14 protein-coding genes are annotated in these 13,162 nt (G+C 59.3%); 7 read left to right on the top strand and 7 right to left on the bottom strand.

Translation table 11 applies throughout. From position 1 onward, the window contains the following. Nucleotides 1–67: 67 nt before the first annotated feature. Nucleotides 68–1,366 carry a pyridoxal phosphate-dependent aminotransferase gene (locus G7047_RS01500; RefSeq protein ID WP_166300056.1) on the bottom strand — a complete coding sequence of 433 codons (1,299 nt, stop codon included), beginning with the start codon at nt 1,364–1,366 and terminating at the stop codon, nt 68–70. Between the two features lie 141 nt (nt 1,367–1,507). Here G7047_RS01500 and G7047_RS01495 point away from each other — a divergent pair, with 141 nt between their 5' ends. The 4 genes from G7047_RS01495 to G7047_RS01480 all read left to right on the top strand — a co-directional run bounded on the left by G7047_RS01495 (nt 1,508) and on the right by G7047_RS01480 (nt 4,902). Next, entirely contained in the window at nt 1,508–1,885 is a 378-nt protein-coding gene (locus G7047_RS01495) for an Mth938-like domain-containing protein (RefSeq protein ID WP_166300054.1), read from the top strand. 151 nt (nt 1,886–2,036) lie between these two features. Then, nucleotides 2,037–2,525, top strand: a complete 489-nt coding sequence (locus tag G7047_RS01490; RefSeq protein ID WP_166069394.1) for a peroxiredoxin — start codon at nt 2,037–2,039, stop codon at nt 2,523–2,525. A gap of 166 nt (nt 2,526–2,691) precedes the next feature. After that, nucleotides 2,692–4,479, top strand: coding sequence for a PhoH family protein (locus G7047_RS01485; RefSeq protein WP_166300052.1), 1,788 nt, complete (start codon nt 2,692–2,694; stop codon nt 4,477–4,479). Nucleotides 4,480–4,482: 3 nt separating this feature from the next. Beyond that, nucleotides 4,483–4,902 (top strand): hypothetical protein, encoded by a 420-nt coding sequence (locus G7047_RS01480; protein WP_166300050.1) that lies wholly within the window; start codon nt 4,483–4,485, stop codon nt 4,900–4,902. Nucleotides 4,903–4,958: 56 nt separating this feature from the next. Here the strand turns inward: G7047_RS01480 and G7047_RS01475 are convergent, their stop codons facing one another. The 6 genes from G7047_RS01475 to rpsF all read right to left on the bottom strand — a co-directional run bounded on the left by G7047_RS01475 (nt 4,959) and on the right by rpsF (nt 8,953). Further along, nucleotides 4,959–5,675: a DUF6348 family protein gene (locus G7047_RS01475; RefSeq protein WP_166300048.1), complete on the bottom strand. Its 717-nt coding sequence runs from the start codon at nt 5,673–5,675 to the stop codon at nt 4,959–4,961. 45 nt (nt 5,676–5,720) lie between these two features. Next, complete coding sequence (gene dnaB / locus G7047_RS01470) at nt 5,721–7,136, bottom strand: replicative DNA helicase (protein WP_166300046.1); 1,416 nt, start codon at nt 7,134–7,136, stop codon at nt 5,721–5,723. Nucleotides 7,137–7,487: 351 nt separating this feature from the next. Next, nucleotides 7,488–7,940, bottom strand: a complete 453-nt coding sequence (rplI, locus tag G7047_RS01465; RefSeq protein WP_166300044.1) for a 50S ribosomal protein L9 — start codon at nt 7,938–7,940, stop codon at nt 7,488–7,490. An 11-nt stretch (nt 7,941–7,951) separates the two neighbouring features. Further along, on the bottom strand, nt 7,952–8,233 hold the full coding sequence (rpsR, locus tag G7047_RS01460; protein WP_166300042.1) for a 30S ribosomal protein S18: 282 nt from the start codon (nt 8,231–8,233) through the stop codon (nt 7,952–7,954). An 18-nt stretch (nt 8,234–8,251) separates the two neighbouring features. Then, a complete protein-coding gene (priB, locus tag G7047_RS01455; protein ID WP_166300040.1) occupies nt 8,252–8,542 on the bottom strand; it encodes a primosomal replication protein N in 291 nt (96 codons plus the stop codon). A gap of 33 nt (nt 8,543–8,575) precedes the next feature. Continuing rightward, a complete protein-coding gene (gene rpsF / locus G7047_RS01450; protein ID WP_166069386.1) occupies nt 8,576–8,953 on the bottom strand; it encodes a 30S ribosomal protein S6 in 378 nt (125 codons plus the stop codon). Nucleotides 8,954–9,177: 224 nt separating this feature from the next. Here rpsF and grpE point away from each other — a divergent pair, with 224 nt between their 5' ends. The 3 genes from grpE to dnaJ all read left to right on the top strand — a co-directional run bounded on the left by grpE (nt 9,178) and on the right by dnaJ (nt 13,048). Next, the gene (gene grpE / locus G7047_RS01445; RefSeq protein WP_166300038.1) at nt 9,178–9,738 is read left to right on the top strand and encodes a nucleotide exchange factor GrpE; all 561 of its coding nucleotides are present in this window, start codon (nt 9,178–9,180) and stop codon (nt 9,736–9,738) included. Between the two features lie 130 nt (nt 9,739–9,868). Then, nucleotides 9,869–11,815 carry a molecular chaperone DnaK gene (gene dnaK / locus G7047_RS01440; RefSeq protein ID WP_166300036.1) on the top strand — a complete coding sequence of 649 codons (1,947 nt, stop codon included), beginning with the start codon at nt 9,869–9,871 and terminating at the stop codon, nt 11,813–11,815. 90 nt (nt 11,816–11,905) lie between these two features. Next, a complete protein-coding gene (gene dnaJ, locus G7047_RS01435; protein ID WP_166300034.1) occupies nt 11,906–13,048 on the top strand; it encodes a molecular chaperone DnaJ in 1,143 nt (380 codons plus the stop codon). Nucleotides 13,049–13,162: the final 114 nt, after the last annotated feature.

Raw genomic sequence — 13,162 nt, 5'->3', positions numbered from 1 at the left:
GTCAGTCATCAAAGGGCTGCACGCGCGCCTCAAACATGTGCACGTGCAGAAAGGGAAAAAAGAAAAATCAGGCGGCCTGTTCCTTGGCGCCCTTGGCTACCTTGGCCGGGGCAGTTGCCACAGCCACGCTGCGCGGCTTGTCAGTGCCGTGACGCTGGCGGTACTTCGCGAGAAACGTCGCCAGTCGGCCGATGGCCGCACGCAGATCCGCCTCATGCGGCAAAAAGACGATGCGGAAATGGTCCGGGTGTGGCCAGTTGAAGCCCGTGCCCTGCACCAGCATGACCTTGGTTTCCTGCAGCACCTCGAGGAAGAACTCCTGATCATCCTTGATCGGATAGACCTCGGGATCGAGACGCGGGAACATGTAGAGCGCGCCCTGCGGCTTCACGCACGAGGCGCCGGGGATGGCGTTGATCAATTCCCAGGCCAGATCGCGCTGAATGCGAAGACGACCGCCTTCGCAGATCAAGTCATTGATGCTCTGGTAGCCACCGAGCGCCGTCTGCACCGCCCACTGACCGGGCACATTGGCGCACAGGCGCATGTTGGAGAGCATATTCAGGCCCTCGATGTAGTCTTTGGCTGCTTTCTTGTCGCCCGAAACCACCATCCAGCCCGCGCGATAGCCACAGCTGCGATAGGCTTTCGAAAGCGAATTGAAGGTCAGCGTCAGCACGTCGTGTGACAGGCTACCGAGAGGCGTGTGCTTGGCGTCGTCGTAGAGCACCTTGTCATAAACCTCGTCGGCGAATATCACGAGGCCATGTTCACGCGCGATCTCAACGATCTGCTGCAGCAGTTGCGTGCTGTAGAGCGCGCCGGTCGGGTTGTTCGGGTTGATCACCACGATGCCCTTGGTGCGGGGCGTGACCTTGCGGCGGATGTCCTCGATGTCGGGCATCCAGCCATTGCTCTCGTCGCACATGTAGTGCACGGGCGTGCCGCCAGAGAGGCTGGTCACCGCCGTCCACAGCGGATAGTCCGGCGCGGGCAGCAGCAGTTCATCGCCGTCGTCCAGCAGCGCATTGGTCGCGAGGCTGATCAGCTCCGACGCACCGTTACCCAGATAGATGTCATCCAGCGTAACGCCTGTAATACCCTGCTTCTGGGTTTCATGCATCACCGCCTTGCGTGCGGCAAAGATGCCCTTGCTGTCGGAGTAGCCTGCCGAGGTGGGCAGGTTGCGAATCATGTCCTGCTGGATTTCCTCGGGAGCATCAAAACCGAACACCGCCAGATTGCCGATGTTGAGCTTGATGATCTTCTGACCGTCTTCCTCCATTTTTTTCGCCGCGTCCATGATCGGCCCGCGGATGTCGTAGCAGACGTTGGCTAACTTGGCAGATTTAAGGACGGGTTTCATGGCAAAAATAATGGCTGAAATGGCACCTGGGTGCGTCCGCACCCCGGCGAAACCTATAATTTAAGCACAGTTCCCCCAGCGCCGCGTCTCGCAAAACCTTTATTTGCCTATCGCGCGCCTATCCGATCGTGAGAGTCCCCAATGAAACTGCATGCCGACCGCTTTGACGTCCAGACCATCAGCGGCTACGGCCCGGACTGGGTGGCGATAGACAGGGAAGAATTCAGGCACAGCCTGATCATCGGATCGCGCGGCGAGCGCATCGAGTGGAACTGCGAACGCTTCGAGGACCTGACGCCCGCACACTTCGCCCAGCTGGCCGACCTTGGCGCGGAAGTGGTAATTTTCGGCAGCGGTCAGAAAAACCGTTTTCCGACTCCGGCATGGCTCGCTCCGCTCATGGCCAAACGGCTTGGCGTCGAGTCCATGAACACGCAGGCAGCCTGTCGTACGTACAACATTCTGGCCGGCGAAGGCCGGCACGTAATAGCTGCGCTGCTACTGGAAAAAAAGCAATAGATTAACGCGATCAAATTGCATTTTTGATAGCTGGCAAAAATGAACGAATCAGGGTAAAATCATGGGTTGTCGTCGGGGGACTTTTCACAAGAGCAATAAGAAACTTAATGCTCCCGACTTTTCAACGACTACATAGAGAGATTGAAGTGCCATGGCGATCGTTGTCAACAAACCCCTTCCCGAATTTGAGGCCAACGCGACTGGCGGAATCAAGGTATCCAACGCCTCGCACTTGGGCCAGATTCTGATCCTGTACTTTTACCCCAAGGACAATACGCCCGGTTGTACCACGGAAGCTATGCAATTCCGCGACAAGTACAAAGATTTTGTCAAAGCGGGTGCAGCAGTGTTCGGCGTATCCCGCGATAACATGAAGTCCCATGACGACTTCAAGGAAAAGCTGGAACTGCCGTTCGAGCTGATCGCGGATACCGAAGAGAAGATGTGCCACATGTTCGGCGTGGTCAAGAACAAGATCATGTACGGCAAGAAGGTCAAGGGCATCGAGCGCTCGACCTTTCTTGTTGGCCCTGACGGCCTGCTGCTGCAGGAATGGCGCGGTCTGAAGGTGCCCGGCCATGTGGACGACGTGCTAAAGGCAGTCAAGGCCATCAAGGTGCAGGACAAGAAAGCGGCTTGAAATCCCACGCTTGTGTCAAAGCATCACGGCGAGTGTGCATAATGGATCAATGCCATTGATTTTCAGCAACGCGCACTCTCAATTCGAAAGCCGCCCGGGTTTCCTGGCGGCTTTTTGCTTTCCTGAAGTTCACTGAGTTCCTTTGTTAGCGAGGCTTTCAATCACCATGCCCCTGCCACCTGCACCGACCAAGCGCGCGGCGCTGCTCTCCCCCGAAGCCCTCCGCCAAAGTGCCTCCGCAACGAGCACACTCGAATCAGACAGCGAGACGGAAAATCTGATTGGCAGCGCTGCGGCGCTTGAACCCGCTTCGCGGGCAAGCACCCCGCGCACCCGCAAGAAGGCTGCTCCGGTCGCCAAAGCGTCCGCCGCATCCGCAACACCTGTGACGCCTGCCAAACCAACACTCAACAAGTCACCCGCATTCAAGGCACCTGCGGCGCCGACTCCACCCCCCGTTGTCGCAGCGCCCGCCATGCAGGCTCGTGCCGAACCAGCGAGCGCCTCGGCCAACAAAGCCACCGCCGCAGCCAAGGGCAAGGCACGCACCGACCGCAAGTCCGGCCCGAAGAAGATGTTCGTGCTCGACACGAATGTACTGCTCCACGATCCAACCAGCCTGTTCCGCTTCGAAGAGCACGACATCTTCCTGCCAATGATCGTGCTGGAGGAGCTGGATGCGCACAAGAAGGGCATGACCGAAGTCGCCCGCAACGGTCGTCAGGTCAGCCGTACGCTGGACGCTCTGGCCGCCGCTGACGGAGAAGACATCGCGCTCGGGCTGCAGCTGAATGCGACCGGCCAGAAGGCCGCCAACGGCAAGCTCTACTTCCAGACCTCGCCACTCGACTACACCCTGCCGTCGAGCCTGCCCCAAGGCAAGGCCGACAACCAGATCCTGGGCGTGGTCGAGGCTTTGCGCCACCAATACGCCCCGCGCGAAGTGGTGTTGGTGTCCAAGGACATCAACATGCGCGTGAAGGCACGCGCGCTGGGTCTGGATGCAGAGGATTATCAGAACGACAAGACGCTGGAAGACGGCGACCTGCTCTATTCCGGCGTGCTCGCACTGCCTGCGGACTTCTGGTCCAAGGCGGGCAAGAACGTCGAAAGCTGGCAAAGCGGTGTTCACACCTACTACCGGGTCACCAGCCCGCATGTAGCACAGATGATGATCAACCAGTTCGTGTACTTCGAGGCTCCGGGCGAGCCTAGCCTGTACGCCCGCGTCACCGAAATTCGCGACAAGACTGCCGTGCTGGAGACGCTCAAGGACTATGGCTCTCAGAAAAATGCCGTATGGGGCGTGAATACCCGCAACCGCGAGCAGAACTTCGCGATGAATCTGCTCATGGATCCAGAAGTCGACTTCGTCACTCTGACCGGTACGGCCGGTACCGGCAAGACGTTGATGGCATTGGCAGCAGGTCTCACACAGGTGCTCGACGAGCGCCGCTATACCGAGATCATCATGACGCGCGCCACCGTGAGCGTGGGTGAAGACATCGGCTTTCTGCCCGGCACCGAAGAGGAAAAAATGGGTCCATGGATGGGAGCACTTGACGACAACCTCGAGTTCCTCGCCAAGGGTGACGGCGGCAATCCGGGCGAATGGGGCCGTCAGGCCACGAACGAGCTGATCCGCAGCCGCATCAAGATCAAGAGCATGAATTTCATGCGCGGTCGCACGTTCCTCAACAAGTACGTGATCATCGACGAGGCGCAGAATTTAACGCCCAAACAGATGAAGACCCTGATCACCCGCGCGGGCCCCGGCACCAAGATCATCTGCATGGGCAATCTTGCACAGATCGACACGCCGTACCTGACCGAAGGCTCATCCGGCCTGACCTATGCCGTCGACAAGTTCAAGGGCTGGCCTCACAGCGGCCACATCACCTTGGCGCGCGGCGAGCGTTCGCGTTTGGCCGACTTCGCGAGCGAGGTGCTGTAAGGCATGGCGATTCCGTGGATTGCAGCGCTCAAGATGGTGCCTTGGGGCGAGGTCATCGAGGCCGCGCCTCAGGTCATCAAGGCTGCCAAGGGATTGGTCAAAAAGAAGGATGCTGACGAGCGGCGCGAGGAACAGGTGGCTGCAGCCACTGCTTCCGCAGAGCGGCTCTCGCCACCTACATCCTCCGGCGAACTCGCGCTGCAGCAGGTCCAGCATCTGCAAAGCCGCATCGAGTCGCTGGAGCAGTCACAGCGCCAGTCGCTGGAAATCATCGAGAAGCTGGCCGAGCAGAACGCCCAGTTGGTGACCACCGTGAGCGCCCTGCGCGTGGGTGCGCAGCGCCTCGTCTGGGCCTGCGCCGTGCTCGGTACAGTGTCAGTGGTCGTGGTGATCTATCTGGTGATGAACGCCTCAAAAACTTGAAGCCTGAATTCAGTCGTCACACTGTTTCACTCCACTCGCAAAGCACTCCTCCGCGATCAATGCGGGAGAGTGCTTTTTTCTTGGGGCGATGCGCCAGCCGCGCTGCACTTTCGCAGCATCAGAAAATGGCGGATGCTGCCGTATGCCTCGTCGTGCTCCCAGTGGAGCGAACGCAACAGCGCCTGACCTTCGGGCCAAGTCTCGCTGTCCTTGAGCGCCTCGAACGAGAAGTCACCCGCCTGCCCGCCAACGAACACACGAAACCAATGCAGATCTGCGTCAAGTGGCAGTGCCTCGATGGCGGCCTTCAGACGATCCCAGAGTTCCGGGCAGCGCAAGCGTTCACCACGCACTTGCCATGGTCCCTCAAACAATTCGTAATCCTGACCGTGGATGCACCAGCGCTCGGGTTCATCCGCATCAGCATCCCCGTCTTCGCTCTCGTCGTGCACATTCCAGATCGCCGCCAGCAGCTCGTGCAGCGCACCGGTCGCAAATGATTCGAAAGCATATTCGATGGCTTCGCGATCTTCCTCGCCGATGCCTGGAAAGACCTCGATGATTTCACGTCCATCTTCCAGATGGACCACGATGGCCAGCGTGCCCATCAGATGATCACGGCGAAGCCAGTCAGCCGTCACGCAGGGCAGTTGGTCGAAAGGCAGAATCCAGCCGCGCACGAGTGGCCCCACCACGCCATGCGCCTCCAGCAACGTCGCCAGCATCTGCAGCGCCAGCGGAATCTCTTCTTCGACGTTGGTTTCAGAACTCATGCAAGCATGTTCCCCTGCCATTTCGCAAACTCAAATGGACGCGACTCAATACTCGTCGCCTGATCCCATCGCCAGATTCTCGAAGCGCGTCTGGTTCTTCTGGAAGAACAGCTTCACTGAGCCGGTCGGGCCGTTACGCTGCTTGCCGATGATGACCTCAGCCACATTCGGTTCTTTCGAATCCTTGTTGTAGTAGTCGTCGCGGTAGATGAACATGATGATGTCCGCATCCTGCTCGATGGCGCCCGACTCGCGCAGATCGGACATCATGGGGCGCTTGTCGGTGCGCTGCTCCACCGATCGATTGAGCTGCGACAGCGCAATCACCGGGCACTGCAACTCCTTGGCCAGCATCTTCAAACCCCGGGAGATTTCACCGAGTTCGGTGGCTCGGTTGTCAGCACTTGCCGAGCCCGAGCCGCTCATCAGCTGCAGGTAGTCGACCACGATCAGACCCAACTTGCCGCACTGACGCGCAAGACGCCGCGCATTCGCACGCAGCTCAATGGGCGTCAGGCCTGGCGTTTCGTCGATGTGCAATGACACGGTGCGCAGACGTTCGATGGCTTCCGTCAGGCGCGGCCATTCCTCGTCGGTCAGCTTTCCGGTGCGCAGATTGCCTTGGTTCACCCGGCCGATGGAGCCGACGATACGCACCGCCAGCTGGGCCGCCCCCATTTCCATCGAGAAGATGGCGACAGGCAGCCCCTCGTTGAGCGCCACGTGCTCGGCAATGTTCACCGCGAACGAGGTCTTGCCCATCGAGGGACGCGCCGCGAGCACGATCATGTCGCCCGCCTGCAGGCCGCTGGTCATGCGGTCAAGATCGGCAAACCCGGTGGGGATGCCGGTCACATCCATTGGGTTGTCGGCCTTTTCCTGAATGTCGTCAAGCAGATCGACCACCAGTGTTCCCAGCGACTGGAAACCCTGCTTCATCTTCGAGCCTTCTTCGCCAATCGCAAAGATCTTCTGCTCGGCCTCTTCCAGAATGTTCTTGACCGGCTTGCCCAGCGGGTTGAAGGCGTTGGTCGAAATCTCGTCGCTCGCCGTCACCAGCTTGCGCAAAATCGAACGCTCGCGCACAATCTCCGCATAGCGCCGGATGTTGCTCGCGCTCGGCACATACTGCGCGAGCGTGTTCAGATACAACAGCCCGCCGATTTCCTCGGACTTGCCGAGGCTCTGCAACTGCTCATACACCGTGATCACGTCGGCCGGCTTGCTGCCATTGACCAGCGTGGCAATCGCCGAAAAGATCAGCCGGTGCTCGTTGCGGTAGAAATCCCCATCCACCAGCAGATCGCCCACGCGATCCCAGGCGTTGTTGTCCAGCAGCAACCCGCCCAGCACACTCGACTCGGCCTCCACCGAATGCGGAGGAATGCGCAACTTGGCCACCTCGCGATCCACGGAGAGCGCAGGGTCGTTGACGGGAAAATCAGGCACGTCGGCAGACATCGGATCACAACACTTTCAGAAATCGAACAGGCGATGCTAGTGGTTCAGGCCAAACCTGTCACGCGGGAATTCATGAGCACACAACCTGGCATTCCCCAAGCAGCGGGCCCGCGAAGCACAACGGGCCTCAGGACAAAAGCACCACAATGCCAAGACAGCCCCTCAAGTCAGGCGTCGAAGCCGCAGACAGTATGTTCATACGGCAAGGCTTCGCAACCACGCATGAGGGGCTGTATTGGCACCCCAAAACGACCAGCCACCGAAGCCAAAGGCTTCGTACAAACAAACCAAAACCAGAAAAACAAAAGCCGCCCCAAGGGGCGGCCTTCAAACTCAATTCAAAGAATCGAATTAAGCGTGTTCGCCGTAGACGGACACATTGACTTCCACAACCACATCGGTGTGCAGTGCAACGCTCACGGTGCTGTCGCTCACGGTCTTGATAGGACCGTTAGGCATACGCACTTGCGCCTTGGAAACTGCAAAGCCCATGCGGCCCAGTTCTTCAGCGATGTCGTGGTTGGTCACGGAACCGAACAGACGACCGTCAACGCCGGACTTCTGTGTCAGCTTCACGTTTTGACCAGCCAGCTTTTCGCCAGCAGCTTGAGCGGTAGCCAGCTTCTCAGCAGCAGCCTTTTCCAGTTCGACGCGCTTGGCTTCGAACTCAGCCTTGTTCGCAGCAGTAGCGCGGCGTGCCTGACCCGTAGGGATCAGGAAGTTGCGAGCGTAGCCGTCCTTGACCTTGACGATTTCGCCGAGGCTACCCAGGTTCACAACCTTTTCGAGCAGAATGATTTGCATAGTCGTGCTCCTTAGATCTTGTGCTGGTCGGTGTAAGGCAACATGGCCAGGAAGCGAGCGCGCTTGATGGCTGTGTTGAGCTGACGCTGATAAATGGCACGGGTGCCGGTCAGACGTGCAGGAATGATCTTGCCGTTTTCAGCGATGAAGTCACGCAGGGTGTCGACATCCTTGTAGTCGATTTCTTCGACGTGAGCAACTGTGAAGCGGCAGAAGCGCTTGCGCTTGAACAGCAGCGACTGGGTGTTGCGCTTAGGACGCTTGTCCTTGTTGAATTTCTTGAACGTGGCCATTTGTGAGCCTCTTGAAAATTAATTCTGTTGAATATCCTGGATGTGAAAAACCACACCTTTGCCATTGCGCGGTGAAGCGAGAAAGCCGCTGAATTCCCAGCTACTTCCCAACGCTTGGCGTGCGAGTCGCTCTGCGAGCGCACCGAACGCCACCGCCTTGATGGCTGTCTTGACATCACGCTGGACTCCGGCTTCCTTTTGTTGTGACTCATGCTCGAGTCGCAGGTCAAGGGCGGGCAATCCGGCGGGCGTGTAGCGCAGGGATTGAACCTCTGCGATGCAGGCCGTCAAGACAATCTGGTTTTTCACTCCTCCTGGCTGTCGGATGAACGTTGTGGTTGATTAACGCTCGTTGGAAACAGCGGCTTCGGCCTGGCTGGCCTTGCGTGCTTCTTCGCGTTCCACAGTCTTCATCATCGAAGAAGCGCCAGTGTCGGCCTTCTTCTTTTGAACAGTCAGGTGACGCAGAACGGCGTCGTTGAACTTGAACGCGTGTTCCAGTTCAGCCATCACAGCCTGATCGGCTTCGATGTTCAGGCACAGGTAGTGCGCCTTAGCCAGCTTGTTGATCAGGTATGCCAGTTGACGGCGGCCCCAGTCTTCCACGCGATGAACTTGACCACCGCCTTGGGTGATCATGCTCTTGTAGCGCTCGAGCATTGCGGGAACCTGCTCGCTTTGATCCGGGTGGATCAACAGAATGATTTCGTAGTGACGCATGCAAACTCCTTATGGATTGCTTTGTTGCAACCACCCGCCGCGTCTAGTCAAAGCGGTGTGGCAAGGGAACTCAGCATTCTAGTATCGAATTGGATTCCTGTCCAGCCCCACCTTGAAACCGGGTTATCAGGGACCCCTCTTTCCTTCAGGCCATCAACCCCATTGAAAATACGGGGTTCGCCCCCAACTCCCGGGGACTGTCATTCATTTCACAATACAACGACATGTCCGAACAAAAGTACAACCCCTCCACTGAACCTGTCGATCCGACCATGCCTCCCGAGGAGATCGAAGCGGCGCAGGCGGCTCAGGCGGAAGACGAGCTGAGCACGCTCAAGGCGGAACTGGCCGAGCTCAAGGCCAAGAGCGCCGATCTGGCCGACCAATATCTGCGCGCCAAGGCGGACGCCGAAAATATGCGCCGCCGGGCCGACGAAGAGGTTTCCAAGGCCCGCAAGTTCGGCATCGAGAGCTTTGCCGAAAGCCTGCTACCCGTGGCGGACAGCCTGGATGCCGCTCTGGCAATCCAGAACGCCACAGTAGAGCAACTGCGCGAAGGCTCCGACGCCACGCTGCGCCAGCTCACTTCGGCGCTGGAGCGCAATAAGGTGGTCGCGATCAACCCGGCCGCCGGAACCAAGTTCGATCCACACCAGCATCAAGGCATCAGCATGGTGCCTGCCGATCAGGAAGCCAACACCGTGGTGAGCGTGCTGCAAAAGGGCTATCTGATCGCTGATCGCGTGCTGCGCCCCGCCCTTGTGACGGTCGCCGCACCCAAGTAAGCAATTGCTATCAAACCTGGAGCATCGCAAAAATATTTGCACCCAGTGACTTGAAGGTTTTCAACTTATCCACAAGTAACTGGTCATCCAAGCCAAACACACCAACTTTTCAAAATACGGAGAAATCAACATGGGAAGAATCATCGGCATTGACCTCGGCACCACGAACAGCTGCGTTGCCATCATGGAAGGCAACACCACTCGCGTGATCGAGAACAGCGAAGGCGCCCGCACGACGCCTTCCATCGTTGCCTATCAGGAAGACGGCGAGATCCTCGTCGGCGCATCGGCCAAGCGTCAGGCCGTGACCAATCCCAAGAACACCATCTTCGCCGCCAAGCGCCTGATCGGCCGCAAGTTCGACGAGAAGGAAGTGCAGAAGGACATCGACCTGATGCCCTTCAAGATCATCAAGGCCGACAACGGCGACGCATGGGTGCAGGTGCGTGACCAGAAGCTGGCTCCTCCTCAGATCAGCGCCGAAGTGCTGCGCAAGATGAAGAAGACCGCCGAAGACTTCCTCGGCGAGCCCGTCACCGAAGCCGTGATCACGGTGCCTGCCTACTTCAACGACGCACAGCGTCAGGCCACCAAGGATGCGGGCCGCATCGCTGGCCTCGAAGTCAAGCGCATCATCAACGAGCCTACGGCTGCTGCTCTGGCCTTTGGCCTCGACAAGCACGACAAGGCCGACCGCAAGATCGCCGTGTATGACCTGGGTGGCGGCACGTTCGACGTGTCGATCATCGAAATCGCGGACGTGGACGGCGAAAAGCAGTTCGAAGTGCTGTCGACCAACGGCGACACGTTCCTCGGCGGTGAGGACTTCGACCAGCGCATCATTGGCTACATCATCGACGAGTTCAAGAAGGATCAGGGCGTGGACCTGTCCAAGGACGTGCTCGCGCTGCAACGCCTGAAGGAAGCTGCTGAAAAGGCGAAGATCGAGCTGTCGAACTCCGCTCAGACCGACATCAACCTGCCCTACATCACGGCAGACGCATCCGGTCCGAAGCACCTGAACATCAAGCTGACCCGCGCCAAGCTGGAAAGCCTGGTCGACGACCTGATCGAGCGCACCATCGCTCCTTGCCGCACCGCGATCAAGGACGCTGGCATCAGCGTGTCGGACATCAACGACGTGATTCTGGTCGGCGGCATGTCGCGCATGCCCAAGGTGCAGGACAAGGTCAAGGAATTCTTCGGCAAGGAACCACGCAAGGACGTGAACCCCGATGAAGCCGTGGCCGTGGGCGCCGCCATTCAGGGCCAAGTGCTGTCGGGCGACCGCAAGGACGTGCTGCTGCTGGACGTGACGCCTCTGTCGCTGGGCATCGAAACCCTGGGCGGCGTGATGACCAAGATGATCGCCAAGAACACGACCATCCCGACCAAGTTCGCGCAGACCTTCTCGACCGCTGAAGACAACCAGCCGGCCGTGACGATCAAGGTGTTCCAGGGCGAGCGTGAAATCGCCAGCGCCAACAAGGCACTGGGCGAGTTCAATCTGGAAGGCATTCCTCCGGCATCGCGTGGCACGCCACAGATCGAGGTGAGCTTCGACATCGACGCCAACGGCATTCTGCATGTGGGTGCCAAGGACAAGGCCACCGGCAAGGAAAACAAGATCACCATCAAGGCCAACTCGGGCATCTCCGAAGAGGAAATCCAGAAGATGGTGAAGGATGCCGAGCTGAACGCAGCCGACGACAAGAAGAAGCTGGAACTGGTCCAGGCCCGCAATCAGGGTGAAGCCGCAGTGCACACCGTGACCAAGAGCCTGTCCGAGCACGGCGACAAGCTGGACGCTGGCGAGAAGGAAACCATCGAAGCCGCCGTGAAGGCCTTGGAAGAAGCCCTCAAGGGTGAAGACAAGGCCGAGATCGACGCCAAGACCACGGCCCTGATGGAAGCCAGCCAGAAGCTCGGCGAGAAGATGTACGCCGATCAAGCGGCTGCAGCCGGTGCCGCTGGCGCTGCGGGTGCAGCAGGCGCTGCTGGTGGTGCATCCGCCGGTGCTGCGGCCGCGGACGACGACGTAGTCGACGCCGAGGTCAAGGAAGTCAAGAAGGGTTAAGCCGCGAGAGCGCGCTGACCACCAAGCCGCCGCGCTCGGTTCCCCCAAGGAGCCAGCGCGGCGTTTGTGTTCCAACTACCTGCTGACGAAATGTCCAAACGAGATTACTACGAGGTCCTCGGTGTTCCCAAGAACGCCTCGGACGACGAAATCAAAAAGGCGTATCGCAAGCTCGCGATGAAATACCACCCTGACCGCAATCAGGGGGATGCCGCCAAGGCAGCCGAAGAGAAGTTCAAGGAAGTCAAAGAGGCTTACGAGATTCTCTGCGTCTCCGAAAAACGTGCCGCTTACGACCAGTACGGCCACGCCGGCGTGGACCCGAACATGCGCGGAGGCCCCGGCGCAGAAGGCTTTGGCGGCTTTGCCGAAGCGTTCGGCGACATCTTCGGCGACATGTTCGGCGGCGGCGCTGGTGGTGCGCGCAGTGGTCGCGGCGGCCGTCAGGTCTATCGCGGTAACGACCTGTCGTACGCGATGGAGATCACGCTCGAAGAAGCCGCCAACGGCAAGGATGCGCAGATCCGCATCCCCTCGTGGGACGAGTGCGAAACCTGCCACGGCAACGGCGCCAAGCCCGGCACCCAGCCCAAGACCTGCGGCACCTGCCAGGGTTCTGGCGTGGTGCAGATGCGCCAAGGTTTCTTCGCTGTCCAGCAAGCGTGCCCGCACTGTCGCGGCACCGGCAAGATCATTCCCGAGCCCTGCACCTCGTGCCACGGCCAGGGCAAGATCAAGTCACAGAAGACGCTGGAAGTGAAGATCCCCGCCGGCATCGACGACGGCATGCGTATCCGCTCGACCGGCAACGGCGAGCCCGGCTCGAACGGCGGCCCTCCGGGCGACCTGTACATCGAGATCCGCGTGAAGAAACACGAGATCTTCGAGCGCGACGGTGACGATCTGCACTGCGAGGTGCCCGTGAGCTTCGCGACCGCAGCGCTCGGCGGTGAAATCGAAGTGCCGACGCTGGCTGGCAAGGCCGCCATCGACATCCCCGAAGGCACTCAGGCCGGCAAGCAGTTCCGCCTGCGCGGCAAGGGCGTCAAGGGCGTACGCGCCAGCTACCCCGGCGACCTGTACTGCCACATCATCGTGGAAACACCGGTCAAGCTCACCGAGTTCCAGCGCAAGCTGCTCAAGGACTTCGATGAGTCGCTGAAAAAGGGCGGCAGCAAGCATTCGCCATCCACCGAAACGTGGACCGACAAGCTGAAGAACCTGTTCAGCTGATCTAGACTCCATTCTCAGTACCGAGGGCCATGCTCTGTTGATGCAGAGCATGGCCCTTTTTCATGAGGGTGCTGTCTGACACCCGCACGCGCTGGCTTGCCGTATGGTTTCCGC

It is taken from the genome of Diaphorobacter sp. HDW4A (genome assembly GCF_011305995.1).
Lineage (GTDB): Bacteria > Pseudomonadota > Gammaproteobacteria > Burkholderiales > Burkholderiaceae_C > Diaphorobacter_A.
The sequence above is the reverse complement of the archived record's forward strand: the minus strand, read 5'-3'. Positions and strand labels throughout refer to the sequence as shown.